General features: G+C 42.2%; 12 protein-coding genes. 9 read left to right on the forward strand and 3 right to left on the reverse strand.

The annotated features are described in order from the left end of the window. Positions 1-16: 16 nt before the first annotated feature. Positions 17-655 carry a hypothetical protein gene (locus AB4Z08_RS16735; protein WP_441574908.1) on the reverse strand — a complete coding sequence of 213 codons (639 nt, stop codon included), beginning with the start codon at positions 653-655 and terminating at the stop codon, positions 17-19. A 410-nt stretch (positions 656-1065) separates the two neighbouring features. Between AB4Z08_RS16735 and AB4Z08_RS16740 the strand changes: the two genes are divergently transcribed. The 5 genes from AB4Z08_RS16740 (at position 1066) to AB4Z08_RS16760 (ending at position 5513) form a co-directional block, all read left to right on the forward strand. Then, a complete protein-coding gene (locus tag AB4Z08_RS16740) occupies positions 1066-2976 on the forward strand; it encodes a tetratricopeptide repeat-containing sensor histidine kinase (RefSeq protein WP_441574909.1) in 1911 nt (636 codons plus the stop codon). Positions 2977-2993: 17 nt separating this feature from the next. Next, a complete protein-coding gene (locus AB4Z08_RS16745; protein WP_441574910.1) occupies positions 2994-3740 on the forward strand; it encodes a LytR/AlgR family response regulator transcription factor in 747 nt (248 codons plus the stop codon). A 246-nt stretch (positions 3741-3986) separates the two neighbouring features. Beyond that, positions 3987-4505, forward strand: a complete 519-nt coding sequence (locus AB4Z08_RS16750; RefSeq protein ID WP_441574911.1) for a DinB family protein — start codon at positions 3987-3989, stop codon at positions 4503-4505. A gap of 67 nt (positions 4506-4572) precedes the next feature. Then, positions 4573-4953, forward strand: a complete 381-nt coding sequence (locus AB4Z08_RS16755) for a hypothetical protein (RefSeq protein WP_441574912.1) — start codon at positions 4573-4575, stop codon at positions 4951-4953. A gap of 101 nt (positions 4954-5054) precedes the next feature. Next, positions 5055-5513: a hypothetical protein gene (locus AB4Z08_RS16760; RefSeq protein ID WP_441574913.1), complete on the forward strand. Its 459-nt coding sequence runs from the start codon at positions 5055-5057 to the stop codon at positions 5511-5513. 300 nt (positions 5514-5813) lie between these two features. Here AB4Z08_RS16760 and AB4Z08_RS16765 read toward each other — a convergent pair whose 3' ends face one another. Then, positions 5814-6557, reverse strand: a complete 744-nt coding sequence (locus AB4Z08_RS16765; protein WP_441574914.1) for a hypothetical protein — start codon at positions 6555-6557, stop codon at positions 5814-5816. A 365-nt stretch (positions 6558-6922) separates the two neighbouring features. Here AB4Z08_RS16765 and argH point away from each other — a divergent pair, with 365 nt between their 5' ends. After that, complete coding sequence (gene argH / locus AB4Z08_RS16770) at positions 6923-8425, forward strand: argininosuccinate lyase (protein ID WP_441574915.1); 1503 nt, start codon at positions 6923-6925, stop codon at positions 8423-8425. 80 nt (positions 8426-8505) lie between these two features. Here argH and AB4Z08_RS16775 read toward each other — a convergent pair whose 3' ends face one another. Further along, positions 8506-10146 (reverse strand): peptide MFS transporter, encoded by a 1641-nt coding sequence (locus AB4Z08_RS16775; RefSeq protein ID WP_441574916.1) that lies wholly within the window; start codon positions 10144-10146, stop codon positions 8506-8508. A 407-nt stretch (positions 10147-10553) separates the two neighbouring features. Here AB4Z08_RS16775 and AB4Z08_RS16780 point away from each other — a divergent pair, with 407 nt between their 5' ends. The 3 genes from AB4Z08_RS16780 to AB4Z08_RS16790 all read left to right on the forward strand — a co-directional run bounded on the left by AB4Z08_RS16780 (position 10554) and on the right by AB4Z08_RS16790 (position 19555). After that, positions 10554-15002, forward strand: a complete 4449-nt coding sequence (locus AB4Z08_RS16780) for a DUF6443 domain-containing protein (protein WP_441574917.1) — start codon at positions 10554-10556, stop codon at positions 15000-15002. A 275-nt stretch (positions 15003-15277) separates the two neighbouring features. Beyond that, positions 15278-15598 carry a hypothetical protein gene (locus tag AB4Z08_RS16785; RefSeq protein WP_441574918.1) on the forward strand — a complete coding sequence of 107 codons (321 nt, stop codon included), beginning with the start codon at positions 15278-15280 and terminating at the stop codon, positions 15596-15598. Between the two features lie 126 nt (positions 15599-15724). Further along, a complete protein-coding gene (locus AB4Z08_RS16790; protein ID WP_441574919.1) occupies positions 15725-19555 on the forward strand; it encodes a DUF5977 domain-containing protein in 3831 nt (1276 codons plus the stop codon). The last annotated feature ends 187 nt before the right edge of the window (positions 19556-19742 follow it).

Genomic DNA, 19742 nt, shown 5'->3' on the forward strand with positions numbered 1-19742 from the left:
TAGATTTTATTGAAAATTATTCCTGGTAAAAGGTCTTGAATTTTTGCAGATGCGTATCATACACAATCGCCAGTTTTACATCTTCCCCAATAGCTATAATACCGTCAATGGCCGATGTTTCGGGCGATTCACTATTCATGATGATCTTTGATCCCTTCTGGAAAGCATTGATTTTTATTTTGTCTGAATAGTTTTCGGAGAAAGCAAGGAACTTTTCTTTGGTGGCTGTATTTGTGCAGATGATCAACAGGCGGCTGCATTGTTTGTCCTCGTTATCCATCACAATGGCCACGTCTTTGTAGCCATCAGCATCGAAATCTCCATAACAAATAATGGATTGGGCTCTTTCCGCATGCCGGGTTATCGCATACGCTGTACCATCACTATAATTTTGGGCGCGTAATAGCTTTTTTGTCTTTGTATCCAGGCTACTAAAAGCGGAGTGGGAGAAGTCATTGTCCGCCTGCCTGGTATTGGTGCTGTCGTGGATCATTGGTGGTAATGAAGCTGTCTCCTGTGGTCTGTTCTTTTCGCCGGTACGGCTAAGTAGCCAATAGCAGGATAAGATGATTGTTATTACTATTGCAGTAATGACGAGTAAATATTTTTGCCCGGATTTACTTTTGTTTAGTGAACTTGGGTGATTATATTCCATAATTTTCTTTTATTGCGGTACACCTTCAGCATCTTTTCATTTAAATAGCTTTCCACCAGGCCATTTCGATCTGGTGACAAGTCTTCAGCACTGTTTCTGAAAATATGCTGTAGAGAGAAATTAAGGATACAATTATAGGCAGCATACCCGGAGATAGGATCGGGCGACTGGTATTCGCAGCCTATGAGTCCATATCTGCAATACATTATCCTTTATCTGAATGGAAAGGGGGCAAATATGGGGTCAGATGCTACGGATAAGGGATGGAAACCATTGGATATTTACCCGGTCATGTGCACTGTTTTTTTAAATCAGATATTTAAAAAATAATTGCGATCATAAAACCAGGGGATAAAAGGGGATCAGTTTATATCTTTACGTTTTTTTGCGCAGCTAAATTTATTTCATTGATGAATGTGAGAACGTCATTTGCTTTCTTTTGTGTTTTGACCCTGCTTGTTGTTGCCGCCTGCAAGAATAACAAGCAGCAACAACATCATCAGGAAAATACCCTTGATACAACATCCGGAAAAGATTATTTGTCCCTGGTCATTTCCCTGGATACGTTATTATCTGCCGGATACAAAGAAGTTATTTACAGGGAGGACAGCCTGCTCCGGAATGCGACTGACAGCACGCTTCAAGCTTATTACCATTATTTCAGCGCAAGGCGGTACAGCCTGGAGAAAAAGCGGGATAGCGCAATGGCCGAATACAGAAAAATGGCCGGAAAGAAGAGTGATGTGGAAGTGGACATGCTGAAGACCTACAGTATCCTGGATAATATGACGAGTAATGGCACCGTAGACGGAGTAGTGATGAGTGGCCTGCTTTCTGCCCTGAAAAAAGCAGAAAGCACCCATAGCAGGCTAACTTACCGCTTTTATGATCTGATGGCCAAAGCCTACTATCAGAACCATAATGGAAAAGAGTCATTGGAATACGCTGAACGATATTATAAAAATCATCCTTACAAGTCCCACCCGGTAATCCGGCAACGGTATTACGATATTTCTTTCATGCTGGCTTCCCGGGCAGATGATTATGAAAAGATGATGTTGTATAACGTAAAGGCACGTAATCTCGCGAAAAGTATCGGGGATAGCCTGGCCATTGCACGGTCTTACGATAACTTATGCCAGGTGTATGCCCGGCAGGGCAAACCTGAGAAAGCCGTTGAAGCCAGCAGGGTTTTCGTTGACTATTTGAAGAAGAGCAATAACCTGATGCCGTATGCGTACAATAATTTAGCTACCAGCTTTATTCGTAATAATCAACTGGACTCTGCGATCCACTATTACAAGGAAGCTATTGCTCTTGCCAGGAAAAACAAAGAGGGTAGAGAAGAACCCAGCTATTACAAAGGGCTTATAGAGGCCTATAAAAAGAAAGGTGCCTATGCCGAAGCAATGAGAGCGGCAGACTATGCCTTTGCCGTAGAATTGGATAATCTCAGAAGGATAGAAGCGGTTAAGGTAGAGGAGATACATGCAAAATATGAAACAGAGAAAAAAGACCGGAATATCGCTGAGCTGAGCAGCCGCAATGCGTTGAATGAAAAAGTGATCCGACAGCAAAGATGGACGCTGGCGCTGGCATCCCTGGTATTCATAGGCATACTTTTATTCTTCTACATTCTGCATAGACAATACCGCCTGAAAGAAAAAAACAAATTGCTGCAATCAGAGAACAGCCGCCTGAACATGGAGCAAAAATTACTACAGGCCCAGTTGAACCCACATTTTATATTTAACTCCATTGCGAACCTGCAAAGCCTTGTGGCTTCCGGCGATACAAAAGAATCTGTCCGTTACCTCTCTGCATTTTCCGGGCTATTGCGTAGTGTACTGGAACAAAGCAGGAGGGATTTCATCAGCCTGGAGGAAGAAGTAACTTCGTTGAAAAATTACCTTCAGCTGCAGCGGATGCGTTTTGCAGGGATTTTCGATTACCAGGTAACAGTGGCCGATGATCTTTATCCTGAAAATATATTGATACCTCCCATGTTAGTGCAGCCTTTTATTGAAAATTCCATAGAGCATGGGTTCAGGAATATTCAGTACAAAGGCATTCTAACGGTATCATTCAGCGCTGAAAACAACCAGGTGCTCATCGTGGTAGATGACAATGGCACGGGCATTACCAGTAAGAAAGAAGGGCCGCAAAAGAAACGGTCCCTGGCCGGAATTATTCTTAAAGAAAGACTGGAGGCCCTTTTTAAGTCCAGCGGACAGGAAGCGAAATTTGAAATTGAGAACAAAGAAAATAACGGCGCTCACGGAGTTACCGTGCGTATTGTAATACCAGAAATTAAAGATTAACCAGAAAGTAACTATACATGAAGCTTTATATCCTTGAAGATGAAACGCTCATTCTGAAGCACCTTTTACAGGTTGTTCAAAGCATTCCTTTTGTACAGGTTGTTGGGAACTCCCCCGAAGTAGCGCAGGCCGCCAGGGAAATACCGGCATTGAAACCAGACATTATTTTAGCGGACATCAGGCTGAAAGACGGCGACAGTTTCCGCTTATTTCATGAAATAGGGAGTGAAGGTTTCCAGGTTATTTTCCTTACCGCCTATGACCAGTACGCCATACAGGCGCTTAATATGGGCGCTTTCGGATACCTGCTGAAACCAATAGACGAAGCCGCATTAACGGAAATGCTGAACAAATGTTTCCACCAACGGAAACAGGAGCATGTTGGCCAGCAACAACTGGAAATAGCCCGCCAACATTATATGGCCCAGGGCGGAACGGCCCCCAAACGGATTGCATTGAAAAGTCTTGAATATATAGAGATTGTTTCTGTAGAAGATATTATGTATTGCAAGAGTGATAAGGGGTACACCACCTTCTACCTTAAGAATAAACGCGAAATCCTTGTCTCTAAAGGTCTGAAAGACTATGAGAGTTTACTGGTGCCCTCCGGCTTTTTGAGGTGCCATCAGTCTTACCTGGTTAATTTCCACTACGTGGAAAAATACTACCGGGAAGGGTATTTAAAAATGCAGAACAATGAACAGGTGCCCGTTTCCAGCAGGAAAAAAGAAGAAGTGCTGAATTACCTCGAAAACATTTCCTAAGCGGGTTTTATCATAGATAAACCTGAAAGAAGCTGTCTCGTAAATAAATGGGGCAGCTTCTTTTAGTTTTCCCCTTTTTTAGCACCATGATTTTATATATTTGAGATAGTATTTTTGAAAAGTATTGCATTTACTCTTCCGCGCGAAAGGATCATTCCTTGACTATACCTTATTAATCATTCATTTAATAGTTATCATATGGGATCTCTTAAAAAAGCTATCATTTTTTTTATTTTCAATCTTATCATGATAGCTTCGTGTTTTGGGCAAAAGTCGCTTTCATCAGCAGTAGAAAGGCAATTTAATAAGATTGAAAATGATATTCTGACAGCTGCCGAAGCGATGCCCGAGAGCAAGTTTAATTTCACCCCTGAGAGCCTGCATATAAAAGATGCCAATTTCGGAGGTGTCCGAACATTTGCCGGACAAATCATGCATCTGGCCACCGACAATATGCTTATCTGGAGTGTCATTACCGGTGATTCTATACGTGCTGACATTGAGGATGTAAATGGTCCCAAAAGTATTAAAACCAAAAAAGAAGTGATCGAATACCTTAAAGACTCTTTCTCAATTGGACGTAAAGCAATTTCAACATTGACAGATCAAAATGCCATGGACATGATTGATTTCAGATGGAGAAAGCTTCCCAGGCTGGACCTCGCGTTTTATGCGCTTACCCATGCGAATGAACATTATGGTCAGATGGCGATCTATCTCAGGATGTGTAACGTGACTCCACCTGCAACGCTTAATGATAAATAAAAGCATTACCTGCTCCTTAAGCTCGTGATAAAAATATACTTTTACGCCTAGCCATACATTAGTTAGCATGAATAATATCCAGGTAAAGTGGCTCCTTAACCCACAGGAAACATTGTTGTATCAGGGAAGTGCGCTTTATATCACCGGTAAATACAGTACAAAACAAGGTTGCTTATACATTACCAGCGAGAGAATTGTATTTGAAAGAAGGCCTGTGTTTAGGTTGTTTCAGGTGATTGGCGGGTTGTTCGGACGAAGGGAAAAGAATTTATCATTTCCATTAACTGCTGTTACCAGTTTTAAAGCAACTAAATATCTTTTGTATAAAAGGGCCATCCAATTAGAGTTAATGGATGGCGTCAGCTATCACTTTAGCGGAGGCAAATGGGAGGATATAGATGCAGCTTATCAGAAAGCTATACTGGGTGCAGAGCCTCTTCTCCGGTAAAGTAACGATGGGAGAGTAGTGCTGTAATAATTGTATAATTTCACAAAGATCAGCATACTGTGGACGATGCCTGCTATATGCTATACTAAACTCAGCACTTTATGGCCTCTGGTTTTATTATTATAAAGGATGGAAGATGCTTTTCAAGAAAGTCGGCCGTGTATGACTACATTATTAGCATTGTAATAAAGGAATTGCGTATGAATGATCCGGATAATGAATTTGGACTGTGGTTAGCGTCCTTAATTCCTGGAGAAAAAGACATTGACATAGGCTATGGATTCATACGACACGATACAGGGGAAGAATTAGCCAGATGGCTGGATCTGGGGGAAATTACCGAAGCAAACCAACTGATATTCTGGAGCTCATTGCAGCACTTTCTAAATAGGAATATTACCGACTTAAGAAGCCGGGATGAATCAACATATGAATTATTGATCATTTTGCTAAAAATGAATTATCTCGCCGATACAGGAGATGATCCGGATAATTTATCAGATTGGCATAAAGGATACACAGAGCCTTATACAAATAATAGGATTGGTCCGGGTTGGTGACTGGTTATCCCCAGAATATTATCTGCAGAAGTGTATGGTCATTATGTAGATTCCGTCTAGGCAATGCTTAGCATCCGCTATGTACCTACAGAAGCACCGCAGTAGAGGTGGACTTGATGCGGGGATGAGTTCCGGATGTATAACCGGGATAAAATTGCATCAGGAAATGGATGGAGGTCAGCACGGCGCATAGCAGTGCTGCTTCAGGATGAGACTGTAGCTGCGGAAAGAAATATACTATTGAAAGAAAGCAGGTATAAAGGGTTTATTTATCAAAATATCTCCGGAGGCAAGGTGGCTTTATTCCAGTTGAATGACGGCTGGGTATGCGTGTGTATAGATAAGTTTGGGAAGCAATTTTGTCCGCTTTGGGTAAGTACGTTTATGAGCATATTTGGGCGCTTGCGGCGCTGCCACCGCAATAATATCGGCGGCCATATTTTGTCTGCTACGCGATGGGCCATCCTTGTACATCGCTCTTACCTGGAAAACGACTACCAGTGAACCCTCTCCAGGTACATCCAGTGAAATGTTTGTTTCCTGGAAAGTGGTATCGGAGGCTGTCATCAGCGTAACCGTTTCGCTACCCACGACCTGACGTGATGTAAAATCAATACGCGTTGCGATCACTTTTACTTCCAGGGCAGTAATGCCTTTATACCCGTCGATGGTTTGTGCGGGAATATGTAGTATTCCGTTAGGGAGAAGGCGGGGAGCCACCGTAAAGAAACGATCTACTCCGGTATGCTGGTTGAAGCGGAAGCCTGTCAGGGCCTCATGATGATCGCCGGCAGCAATGAGTAGCCTGTTGAGCCGATTGATATGGGCGCCATCACAATGGATATCCAGGTGGCCGTAGAAAGCGTGACGGATAAAAGCGCCTTTCCTGCTGGCGATGCCAAAGCGGCGGGATGCGCGGCGGGTAGCAGCCGTTTGCTGCACGCTTTGAGGCATGGAGCGCAGGAAGTAGTTGCCATTGCGTTTATATCCAATGAGAGGACCAAGTTTTCCCGTAAAGGGAAGGATAGACATTTGTTTTGCCATGGGAGATTATTTTGATTACTATAAATATAACATAATTCGGGGAACGTGTTTTCGGGGCAAATTGAAGATTATCTAAAGCCAGTGTATTGCGTATTGTATAATATTCAAAGCTAGTGTAGTAGGGATTTGAGAATACCAAATGCGGGTGTATGGCCATTTAGAGAAATATTGAAAAAAGATATTCTCCCAGGATGTATATTCACAATTCTAAAAATGCAACAATGTTTCATTTATTTGTTGTTTTTCTTTACTTTGCGACCATTATGACATGTAAAATATACTATCCGCTCGCCCTGGCAGCGGTAATACACTTGCTTGCTCCATTAAAATTGAAAGCACAATTAATAAGTGAAAAAGATAGAACAATGGAGCATTCAAGCAACGCCTTGAATAAAAATTTACAGGATGCCAGCCGGATTGGTCGTACTTCCGGATCCAAGGCACCGGAATTCCAGGAGCTGTATGATTATGAAGTCAGTGCAAAGAACCTGGTAGGCGCTACATTTCCTTATCAGGCCTTATTGCATAGGGCATATGTGATTATGCTGGCGGAACAAAAGATCATCAGCCATGAGGAAGCTAAAAGTATATTGAATGGTCTTGTTAAAGTAGATAAGCTGGCTGTGGACAATCCCTCCCTGCAGGTATACCTTCCTTATGAAGCGCAGCTGATCAAAGAAGTTGGTAGTGTGGGAGGGAAAATGCATATCGGTCGTAGTCGTAATGACCTCGACAATACAACTAACCGGATGTTCTTGCGGGATCAGCTGCTGGAGGTCATCGAAGGGGTGATACGACTGCGTACAGCTATCCAAACGAAAGCACTGGATCACCTGCAGACGGTGATGGTGATTTACACGCACCGAAAAGAGGCGCAGCCAGGTACACTGGCTCATTATTTAACGGCCATTGATGAAAGTCTGGCGAAATGTTTAGCGCGCTATCTTCAGTTGTATGAACGTATCGATGAATGCCCGCTGGGGTCTGGCGCAAGTGGTGGTACCAGCTGGGCATTAGACCGGTATAGGGTGGCCGACCTGTTGGGCTTTAACCAGCTTGTTGTGAATACGATAGAAGGGGCAGCTGGCTGGGATCATATCGCTGAATTTGCATCGGATAATGCCATCTTCATGAGTGACCTTAGCCGCCTGGCTTCGGAGTTGCAGCTCTGGAGTACGGATGAATACAACTCGGTAGAACTGGATAATTCATATGCCGGTATCAGTAGCATGATGCCGCAAAAAAAGAACCCCGATGCCCTTGAAAGAACCCGCAAGGCAGCGGCAATCACCACCGGGCAACTGATGTCTGTGCTGACCTCCTTAAACAGCATCGAATACCAGCATAGCGGTGTCAGGGTGATGCTGGAACCGAAGAGTCTTGATGCCCTTCTGGCTGCCACGCATACAATGACCGGCGTAGTCAGCACCTTACATGTCAATAAAGAAACGATGGCCAGGTATGCCAGGGAAAACTTCTCCACCATGACTGATCTGGCAGATGTATTGGTGAAGAGTGCTCACCTTGATTTCAGGGATGCACATGAGGTGATTGCATCGGTTGTTAATAATGCGATAGCAGGAAAGAAAACGGCGGATCAGATTACAGTGGCAATGATCCAGACTGCAGCGAAAGAACGATTAGGGCATGAGCTGACCATCTCAGAACAACAGTTACAGACAGCTCTTGATCCACTCCAAAGCGTAGCGCATAAAACAGGGCCGGGGATGCCGGCAATGTCATCAGTGATGCAGATGATCTCCAATGGCCAGAAAGACGTTGCAGCTAAATCTGCCTGGCTGGAAAAACACAAAGCCTATTTAAGTAGAAAAAATGAGGCGTTGATGGAATTGGTAAAGAAGTATTAACGGACTTTACGTAGAGGGAATATCATCCTATCTTACCGGAAATTAATCAGTTGCCGGTAAGATAGGATTGTTATTTATCATTACTTTACATACTCTTTGAAAATCCTGTTGAGCCAGCGCAGCATGATGAATATCACGGCTGCCGCTCCTCCCAGCAGCAGGAAGTTTACAAGGAAGTAGTTCGCCTTGTTATCATACGTATCCCATAACGTTGCCAGAATACCTGAGAGCTTATTGCCGATAGAAGTGGCCAGGAACCAGCCTCCCATCATCAGTGAGGTAATACGCGCCGGACTAAGTTTGGACACCAGCGATAATCCCATCGGGCTCAGGAACAATTCTCCTACGGTGATGACGCCGTAACAGCCTATCAGCCACCATGGAGATGCTTTTATAGCGCCATTGCTGCATACATATACCGCACCTACCATCATCAGCGTTGACAGTGCCGATATCAATAATCCCCATGCTATTTTTGATGGCGTGGACGGCTCCCTGTTTCGTCTCCGCAGTAGTGCAAAAAATGCTACCAGCAGGGGCGTCAGCGTAATTACAAAAAATGGATTGATGGATTGAAACAACTCTGTATTATACAAGCTGACACTTTTCCCTTCCGCGGGCATCTTCTCCGGCGCCACATTTTTGAAGTAGGCTACGTTACCCCATACTTTCTCCGGTTTGCCAGCCGCATCACGCACCACCCTGAATTCCTTATCATAAGCAGTGACGGAATCCGGTTTATTCTGGACCGTTTCTACCAGGTAAAGACGCTGCGCCGGTTGCTCAATGGCAGCAGGAATTTCCCTGTCAGTATAGTATTGTGCCCAGGTAGTCAGTGCCGTACCATTCTGTTTAAATACCGCCCAGAATACGATAGACACTGCAAAGATGGCCAACAGTGCTGATATAGGTTTACGATCCTTTGCATCCGCTTTCATCAGCAGGGATACAAAAAAGAAGACGATCGGTACACAGGCGAAGATGAATGCATCGGTGGAGTCAGATCCGAAGATGTTGCCAGGAATGAACCAGGCACCGAGTCCTACTACAATGGCCGGCAGGAAAACCACCGAGAAAATCCTGCTCAGCGGCATATCGCCCTCCTGTTCGGGTTTGCGTACATCTGCATGCCGGTAATGTTTCATTCCGATAACGAAAATCAGCACACCCAGGAACATGCCTATGCCGGCAGCAATGAATGCTGCGCCCCAGCCAATGGTATTGCGGAGGAAGGCAGCAAAAAAGTTGCAGATAAAAGCACCGATATTAATACCCATGTAAAAAATATTGTACCCGGTATCTTTACGGCTGCGGTACTTTTCATCATTATACACATTCCCCAGCAAAGTGGAAATGTTAGGTTTAAAGAACCCGTTACCCACACAGATCAGTGCAAGCGACAGGTAAAAAACGGTCAGGTTATGTACAGACAAACCTATATATCCGATCCCCATTAATATACCTCCGATGATAATCGACTTACTGTAGCCGAGTTTGCGGTCGGCTATTAAACCACCCAGGAAGGGCGTCAGGTATACAAAAGCGATAAAAGTGCCGAAGATATCCGCCGCAGTAGCACGGTCCATGCCCCAGCCGCCTTTTGAAGTGTCTGTCAGGTACAACTGGAAAATACCGAGGATCAGGTAAAATCCAAATCGTTCCCACATCTCAGAAAGAAACAGGAAAGGCAGTGCCGTTGGATGATTACGCGTTTTTTTCATATAAACAAAATATAGGTAGCTGTGGTTATTTTAAGGCAGGAAAACGATATCATCCGTTACCGCCAAACCGCTAAAATAAGGGAAAGATGGGAATCTAAACACTTCGGTGAGAGGAGGGGTCAGTAATCCACGCAGGGCATCTCCATAACATACATGAGAAGTTTATTTTGGGAGACAGGAAATTTCCGGGATGATCAGAGGTGGGTGGAGGTGTATAGCTGGAGCATTTGGTGTTGTAAAAGAAAAAAACTTTATCTTATCATACATTTTTCTATCTTAGTATTGCTTGTCGATGAAATACAAGCCAGAGAATAAAAAGATTGTTGACGCCAATTTTTTGTTTGGGATAATCTGATAGTTTGTTGTTGACCGTGATATATAACCTATATTTTTTAAAACACTATACCTTGTTCCGTAAGATTCCCTTTTCTATCCTTATATTATTGGGACAATTGTGCAACTTAAATGCTCAGAACAGACCTGTTAGTTCAACGCCAATTGTAGCTACCCCTGTGCCAGTCCCATCAGCATATGGCTCAATATTAACAAATTATGTTCGTGCCTGGCAACCTTCGATGCCAACGTCTGATAAACAGGTGGTTAACAATTTGTCGCGAACAGCCGCGGAAGTGAAGCAAACAACTGTCTATTATGATGGACTTGGGAGAAAAATGCAAACAGTTGAGAAAGCAATCAGTACATCAGCGAAGGATATGGTTAAGCCTGTAATTTATGATGCATTTGGAAAGGAAGTTTATGATTACCTGCCTTATACTCAAATTTCTGGTAATAACTCGGATGGAAACATCAAGTTAAATCCTTTCTATGAACAAGGGCTGTTCTATAAAGATGGTCAACTGAATCCAGGAGGAGTTGGAGAGGACATTTATTATGCTGAAACGATCTTTGAGCCATCCCCTCTGGGACGTATTTCAAAAGCATATGGCGTCGGAAACAGTTGGGCGAAAACGGGAGGCGCTCGTGCAATTGAAATGCAATATCTGGTGAATGAGGTTTCAGACAGTGTAGTTATCTGGAATATAGGAGAGGGTATGTTACCAGTGTCCGCCGGTTATTATCCGCCTGGTAAATTAATTAAAAACGTTACGATTAACACCACAGGCGTTAAGTCTGTTGAGTATACTGACAGAGATGGACAGACTATCCTGAAAAAAATGCAGAAAGATGCTGTTACATCTAATGGTTATACAGGATGGCTTTCTACTTACTATATCTATGACGATGTTGGCAATTTACGGGTTGTATTGTCTCCACTTGCGACTGAACAGATCATTGGAACCTGGAATGTGGCACCTGTTGCTTTTGAACTTTGTTATTTCTATCAATATGATGGTAGGAACAGGCTTATAGTTAAGAAGGTGCCTGGTTCAGAAATGGTCGAAATGGTATATGATAATAGAGATAGATTGGCTTTCAGTCGTGATGGAAACGGAAAATCGCTTGGTCAATGGCTTGTTAATTTGTATGATTCTTTTAACAGACCAGTTGAGACAGCACTTTATGCTTCCACTACATCACGTTTGGATCTACAACAACAAATGAATACGATTCCAGCATTCGCAGGTAGTACTCCGTTGCCATATACAATTCCGGGAACGGTAGATCTGGAGCTTGCATTTTACGATGGAAAAGCGTTGTATGAAGCTCAAAACTCCGTTTTTCTGAATCCTGGTTTTGACGTTGCAAATAGTGAAGTCATGCTGCAAATTAATCCCCAACTTACAGGAAGCACCACTACTGTTGCTGCCTCACAAGTGCTGCCGGCTATGATATTGAATAATTTGACACCGCTAACATTTACCTATTATGATAATTATAATTTCAGCGGTGTCAGGCCCTTGGAAAGCACCTTGCTTGGTAAACCAACTGCTGGGAATAATCCCTATCCGGATTCGATAGTGGTGAGTAGCTATGTTCATGGCCTCATAACAGGTACCAGTACCCGTATTCTGGGAACTGATACATGGTTGACTACCACAAATTATTACGACAGAAAAGCTAGAGTGATCCAGTCAGTGGGTAGTAATATTTCAGGCGGGAAAGAAGTCGTTACAACCATGTATGACTTTAGTAGTAAGATATTAAGTAGCTACTATGCTCATATTAATCTCAGAAGCGGCCTTACTCCTTCCTCCACAATATTGACTGCAATATCATATGATGCTGCCGGTCGCATAAAGGAAATACGTAAACGGATAAATGATGCAGATAGCCTGGATAGGATCGTTGCGCGAATGGAATATGATGAGTTGGGTAAAGTGAAAATAAATACACTCGGGCTTTCTTCTACTAACACAGTAGGATTGGAAAAAGTGTCCTATCAATATACAATAAATGGTTGGTTGAAAAGTATAGGAAAAGAATATTTGGATAATCAGACAGCCGCAGGGCATTTTGGAGAAGAATTGTTTTATGATAAAGGCTTTAATATAAATAGCTATAATGGCAATATCGCCGGCGTATTATGGCGTGGCTGGAACGACCCGGTTGTACGGGCTTATGGCTATAAGTATGATAATATTGGTCAGTTGACAGGCGCTGATTTCGCGCAAAAATCAAGCAGTAGTGGCTTATGGAAAAATGATGTGGTGGATTTTACGGTTGGTGGTATCAGCTATGATGCGAATGGGAATATTAAACAGTTATCACAAAATGGACTGGTTGGTACCAGTAGTTCTAATATAGATAATCTCACCTATAGTTATAAACCAGGTAGCAATAAATTGCTGGGAGTAACAGATGCATCCCCAGTCACACAACGGCTTGGTGATTTCAAAAATGGAACGAATACTGGTGCAGATTATAGATATGATACATCCGGAAATTTAACTAAAGACCTGAATAAAAATATTTCTTCCATCACCTACAATCATCTTAATCTGCCTACTCAGATAACGGTTGATGCGAAAGGAGTAATCAGCTATGTTTACGATGCGGCCGGAAGAAAGCTGCAGAAAAAAGTATCAGATAATACGGTAACACCGGCAAGAACAATAGTGACTGACTATATGGGGGTATTGACATATCAAAATGACACACTCCAGCAATTGAACCATGAGGAAGGCCGGGTGAGGGTTGTTGCTCAATCAAATGGTAAGCCCAGGTATGTGTATGATTATTTTGTAAAAGATCATTTAGGTAATCCAAGGCTTTTACTGACGGAGGAAGCAAACCTGACAGTATATGCGGCCAGCATGGAGGAGTCTGCAGCGGCAACGGAAGGGATGTTGTTTAGCAATGTGAATGAAACAAGAATAGCCACGCCGGTGGGCTATCCTAATGATGCTGACGCGCCTGATAACAAGTCAGTATCGAAACTGACAGGGGATGGATCTGGTAAAAAGATCGGGCCATCATTGGTACTTCGTGTGATGGCCGGTGATACCATAAGAATGGGTGTAAAAGCATTTTACAAATCTGATGGACCTGCGAACAAGCCCCAATCTGTTACCACGGACCTTTTGCCTCAGCTGCTCATGGCATTTGGTGGAAATTCAGCAGGAGGAAGCGGCCATGCTTTGGCTGATGGCCAACTTCCTGCTTCACCATTTAATGCGGGCAGCTATTCCAATATTTACCAGCGTATGAATGAACGGGACCAGGAAAAAGGGAATCCTAACCGGATTAGCGCATTCCTGAATTTTGCGCTCTTTGATGATCAGTTCAGATTGGTGGATGATAACTGTGGACTTAAAGCGGTGAAAGCTACGCCTGACGAGCTGCAAACATTATCTCCTGAGGAGTTAGTCATGCAAAAGAGTGGTTTCCTTTATATTTATACCAGTAATGAGAGTCAGCAGGATGTATACTTTGATAATTTAATAGTCACTCAGCAGACTGGTACAGTGGTGGAAGAAACACATTACTATCCATACGGTTTAACAATGGCAGGTATAAGTAGCAATGCTTTAAAGGGAACCAGCTATAAAGAGAACAAAAATAAATTTAATGGAGGATCAATTTTGCAGAGTGGTGAGTTTGCTGATGGTTCCGGATTAGAATTATATGAAACTCCTTTAAGAACGTTAGATCCACAATTAGGACGCTGGCATCAGATCGATTCTAAGCCCCAGGAGATGTTTTCTCCTTATGCCGCCATGGCCAATAATCCAATATCAATGAGTGATCCAATGGGGGATACCACCTGGGTTTTTGGAACTGCCGGACAGTATCTGGGAACCATAAATGATAATCTGCCCAATCAAGCGCATTTTATTGATATGGATGATGTTAGGGTCACTGCTTTTGATGCAAGTAAAAGTACAGCTAAAGAGGCACGGATACTTGCAAAGAGGATGCGAGAGGTTTCTGTTGCTTATATTGGGGCGAAAGGAGCCGAAAAGCTTAAGGCGATTGCATCTGACGCTACGAAAATTAATGAGGAAATTGCCTTTGTTGGTACTATTGGAAAAAATAAGGAGCTTCAATTTACAGCATTGCCCGTGGATAAGGATAATGGATATAAATATGTTCGCATACCGATTCAGGTGGATAAAAAATACTCGCAAAAGGATCAGGTGACGCTTTTTCTTTTCGGGCACATTCACCATAATGGGATGGAGAGCGGGGGAACTTTTACAACAACAGGTGGGCCTGTGGCAGCACATGCTTTTTTTGGCAAGCCAACCTTTCCAGATGATTATGTTCCTGCGTTATTTAGAACTGCAAATGCTACAGACAGGGGACAGTCACCGGCTTTGATCGCAACTCCTTATGGAGTCACGATTTATGGATCAGGGGCAAGAATGGAAAGAGGTTATGGTGGATCATTCGTAAAGGAAGAGGTTATGCCTGTATCTCAAAGTTATTTATTATATAAAAGTTTTAAACCGTAAGTATGAGATTACTAATTATATTGATCGCCGTGATGTTACTGACTGCTTGTCATAATTCTGCAAGGAAACCTTCAGAATTAATTCCGAAATCTCATGCTGATTCAATGTTTTCTTACCTGTTAAGCAAGACAGCTTCATTTTCGATTTCAGAGAATTCGACATTCCCTGATAGCAATGAACTATATTTTTACTATGCACAAAGATTTGATACATCCCAGCTACTCCATATTAAAAAAAAGGATTCACTTGTAAAAGTACTGGTATACCAGGTGATTATGCCATATTTTAAAGTTGACCCGGTAACGGATCCCCCTGCGCCGCAATTTTTTGAAGGGTATAGTTTTGATCTGGAATTGTCGCAATGGAGAAGTATTGCAGATGTAGCTGACAGTATTTTATTATCTCCTAAAGGGCCGATGGATAAATATGGTGCTTTTGACAATCCCACTTATTTTTTAGCATTCAATTCCAAAATAGAGTGGAACTTAAATGAAGAAGAAACTAAACGCCTACAGGCATTCATGGGCTACCTGAAACATAAAATACTTTATCAGGAACTGGCCAAGAAGCCTCAATGGTTCCTGGAGCCGAAATGATATTTTTTGAATTTAATATAATTGAACTGTAGTATTATACCTATATCCGCTATCAATCCTTATATGCAATCTATTTATTGTAGCCTCAAACGACTGTCTGTTTTATATTGGGTAAGGCGCCTGCAAATGAAAACAGTGCTCCTGTATTGCACAATTTCCTGTATTACTATTCCTGCTGTTTTTGCACAGGGCAATACTCAAACCAATATAATTCCCCCGTCTCCGGTATCATATGAGTTTGCAAAGAATGGAAGTTTGCCTATCAGTTATTCGTCGGGCGCTATGACCTTCAGTATTCCGGTTCATACTATCAAATTGGGCTCACAGTCATTGCCCCTATCAATAGGTTATGCTTCTACAGGTGTAAAAGTAGATATGTCGGCATCGCGGATTGGTATTAACTGGAATCTAAACGCAGGAGGAGTAATCACCCGCATTACACGCGGAATACCCGATGAGCAGGGTGTGTTTTGGCATTTAAAGGATATATATAAAGACTCTCCCGCTGGGGGACCTAATATGCCATATGCAGCAAATCCGAGGCAGTATGGGGTAGACACTGAAAAAGATTGGTTTCAATATAATTTCAATGGATATTCAGGCACCTTTTATTTGGATGATTCATTAAAAGCACATTTCGTTAATGATAATAAACTGGCGATTGCAGTTAGCTTGGTTTCTGAACCTGCTGTGCCAACAGGGGATCCAAATCTGGCTCCTGACATGGACCGTATTTTAAAATTTGCGATCACCACACCCGATGGCACCAAATATGAATTTGGCGGACAGGAATACGCTGAGCGCAATTTTCAGGTAGGTTTCATGGTAGATGATGTTGCAGGTTACAGGTCCAATACGGCGGGTGGAAATCAGCAGGTATATGATTATATAAGCACATTTTTTCTTAAAAAAGTGACGAACCATTTAGGAGGAACAATGCTTTTTAGTTATGAAAAAGATTATTATAAGTTTGTATCGGCGGTGTCTCAGAATGCTGTTGTTGGAGTGGATCCCAAAACTATAATAATTGGTGGAGGGTCGGGCAGTGGAGGTTATGAAGAAGTTTTTCGCTCAGAGAGTAGTGGTAAGATTTGTTGGCGGAATTTTGTCCGTTCGCGCGCACTTAAGAAAATTGAGGTAAAACAACCAGATGGAAGTCTTATTTCAACCATTAACTTTATAAATACGGACCAGAGTAGTTTTTTGGGCCTGGATTATTTCTATACCTCTCCATTTTATTTTAGAGTAATTAATGATTACACGGCACACCAGGTCATGTATGAGAACTTTTATGAGAAAAGTCCAATATTTAAAACAGCTCCATTACGGACAGACAGAATTGTTATAAATAATAGTGAAAACAAGCAGGTGCAAGCTATTCAATTTCATTACGACTACATTAAACAACGTCAATATTTGCGGCAGGTGTTGCTGTTGGGAGAGTCATTGGCCCAATTGGCAGGTACAGACGAGCAACAATACAAATTTGAATATTATAAAAGAGATACTTTGCCTCAACCCTTGTCATCTTCGCAGGATTATTTTGGTTATTTTAATGGAAAGGTGAACGATGGATTAGTAGTTAAGCCAACAGCATCTGATAATTGTGGTGTAAGCATGGCTTTTATTAATACATACCTGACAAGCCGTATTTTTGGAGATAGAAATCCAGTGACGAACTACATTGATTGTGGGATGATTTCAAGAATTTATTACCCTACTAAAGGGTTTTCTGAGATAGTGTATGAACCAAATTACGGCCCGGATGGTAAACTTTATGGAGGAGCCAGAGTAAAATATCTCAGGGATTTTGATGGCATTAAGTACTCACAGGAAAGAGAGTTCTATTATAATGAATTGGCCCGGTTTCCCGACAATAGGTCAAGTCTTCTTCAAACGGAAGAACCGAGATTTTTTGATAAAAAGAGTTTCGTTCTGGCAGATCAGTTCGACTGTACATTATCATCTACGTCCATTAATTCGTTGTATAGTAATAGGAAGTCATCTCAGACATTTAGTACAGTAACTGAATTTTTTAAAGATGAAACCGGGCGTAGGGTGGGTGCCACAGAACGCCGCTACTTTGTAGAAGCACAACCATATCCATCTGTCCTGCAGGGGGCGTTGTTATTTTCTACGCCAGCTTCCAGCATAGACGCCTGGAAAAGTGAATTACTATTAAGTCAGGCTAATTTCACAGCAGCTCCAAACGGAGCTTTTGAGCTTAAAGACAAAACAGAATATGAATATATTAAGCTAAATGAACAAAAATTTCTGAACCATGTAGTAGTGTTGAGCGGAATAAAAGTGCCGGGATTAAAATCTTCTTATAGCATTAATTCTTACGAGATAGCAAGTTGCGATTTCCGGAAGTCAAAGGAAACGGCGACCACTTATTTTCCCAATGGTAGTACAGTATTGACTAAAGATTATGCGTATAAAAATGATAGCTTAGTTGGGCTTCAGAGTATGACAACGAAAAATAGCAAAGGAGACACTGTGGTGATCAATTATACTTATCCATCTGATGTTCCTTCTCCTTCTCTTGCGATAAAAGCGATGCTCAACCAATACCGTATTGCTGAGCCGGTTATTACGGAAAAACTTGTAAATGGTCAGAAGAATACAACTACCGAAATCAACTATAAGGATTGGGGGCAGGGTATTGTATTACCCGATAAGATTACGGCCAGACTGGGAAATGAAACTGTAGGTGGTGTAATGGACTTTTACAGGTATGACAGAAATGGAAATATATTGGAGCAACAAGCACAGAACGGCGTCAGGGAAACATATCTGTGGGGGTATAATGGCCAATATCCGGTAGCCAAAATTCTGGGTGCTGATTATACCACCATTTCCGGGCTGGTAAACCAAACTGTATTGACTGATAGTAGCGGCACATATAGCGGTATACAGATCAGAGATGAACTCAACAAGCTACGTACGGCGCCTAATGCGAAAAATTATTTTGTAAATACGTATACTTACAAGCCCTTAGTTGGAATGACGAGTCAGACAGATCCCTTAAACCGTAGCTCATTCTTTGAGTATGACTCATCGAGTCGATTAAAGACGGTAAGAGATAATGAAAATCAGATAGTAAAAATGTATGATTTTGCCTACGGCGTGACATCAGCCCCGGCAATTCCAGGAGCAACATACTATAGTAAGGCACGTTCTGCGATATTCTATAAAAATGACTGTGCAATTGGACAGGTGGGAGGTTTTGTAATCTATAATTTGGCAGCATCCGCATTTTCTTCACAAATCTCCCAGGCTGATGCTGATCAGAAGGCACAGACAGCCCTGGATAAAAATGGCCAGGTTTATGCAAATACAACTGCTACCTGCCAGCCGGCTACGGTACCAACGCCTACATATTTCAACACCGCGCATTATAAAAAAGGCTTTAGCAATGCATGTGTTACTGGTTTGTCCCTGCGGCATACTTATGACGTTCCAGCTGCAGCTTATTCATCAGCGATCTCACAAGGTGATGCTGACAGAAAGGCTTTTGATAATATACAGATTTATTCTCAGGCCAATATAGATACCAATGCAGCCTGCATCAGCAATGTTCAGCCTCCATGGGATGGGACTATTTTTAATCCACTTGATAATAGCTCCTATTCATATGCCAGGTACTTTTATTCAGCTTCTTTGGAGGATATGAAATTAAAATTGAAAACGCCATCGTTGTTTGGTCCAATCCCAGTAGGTATTTTTGATCCGAACCCGAATGTGAAAAGCATTGCAGTTTATTTTTACCCCAGCTATATAATACATATGCTTAAATCCGGGTCCAATAACCAATTTGCTCCTGACGGATATTATGTGCATACTGCAGGATTGGTAAATGGTACTTTTGGTGATGACGTATTAATTTGTCATTTGGTGGAGGGGGCATTAGTAGGAATAGATTATTTCCCAGAAAGTGGTACCATCGTTAAGTAAGAGCGGAGGAGATGGCTCAATTTTGAGCAGGTGAACAGCATTCATTTATAGAATAGAAATATTTAGATTTGAGTTCATACAAAAAGGGAAATCATTTGGTTCCCCTTTTTGTATGGTACCTATCGCAGAAAGTGTTGCGGAGATTTTCTCTACCCCAAATTGACTTAAGGCGACCAGTTCTATCTCC

Source organism: Chitinophaga sp. RAB17 (assembly GCF_052114225.1).
Lineage (GTDB): Bacteria > Bacteroidota > Bacteroidia > Chitinophagales > Chitinophagaceae > Chitinophaga.

Excerpts from the sequence above, each read along its gene's own strand:
- AB4Z08_RS16755 (WP_441574912.1), top strand. The coding sequence starts at position 4,573 with ATGAATAATATCCAGGTAAAGTGGCTCCTTAACCCACAGGAAACATTG.
- AB4Z08_RS16790 (WP_441574919.1), top strand. The coding sequence starts at position 15,725 with ATGAAAACAGTGCTCCTGTATTGCACAATTTCCTGTATTACTATTCCT.
- AB4Z08_RS16745 (WP_441574910.1), top strand. The coding sequence starts at position 2,994 with ATGAAGCTTTATATCCTTGAAGATGAAACGCTCATTCTGAAGCACCTT.
- AB4Z08_RS16765 (WP_441574914.1), bottom strand. The coding sequence starts at position 6,557 with ATGGCAAAACAAATGTCTATCCTTCCCTTTACGGGAAAACTTGGTCCT.
- argH (WP_441574915.1), top strand. The coding sequence starts at position 6,923 with ATGGAGCATTCAAGCAACGCCTTGAATAAAAATTTACAGGATGCCAGC.
- AB4Z08_RS16735 (WP_441574908.1), bottom strand. The coding sequence starts at position 655 with ATGGAATATAATCACCCAAGTTCACTAAACAAAAGTAAATCCGGGCAA.
- AB4Z08_RS16775 (WP_441574916.1), bottom strand. The coding sequence starts at position 10,146 with ATGAAAAAAACGCGTAATCATCCAACGGCACTGCCTTTCCTGTTTCTT.
- AB4Z08_RS16750 (WP_441574911.1), top strand. The coding sequence starts at position 3,987 with ATGATAGCTTCGTGTTTTGGGCAAAAGTCGCTTTCATCAGCAGTAGAA.
- AB4Z08_RS16785 (WP_441574918.1), top strand. The coding sequence starts at position 15,278 with ATGCCATATTTTAAAGTTGACCCGGTAACGGATCCCCCTGCGCCGCAA.
- AB4Z08_RS16740 (WP_441574909.1), top strand. The coding sequence starts at position 1,066 with ATGAATGTGAGAACGTCATTTGCTTTCTTTTGTGTTTTGACCCTGCTT.
- AB4Z08_RS16760 (WP_441574913.1), top strand. The coding sequence starts at position 5,055 with ATGGCCTCTGGTTTTATTATTATAAAGGATGGAAGATGCTTTTCAAGA.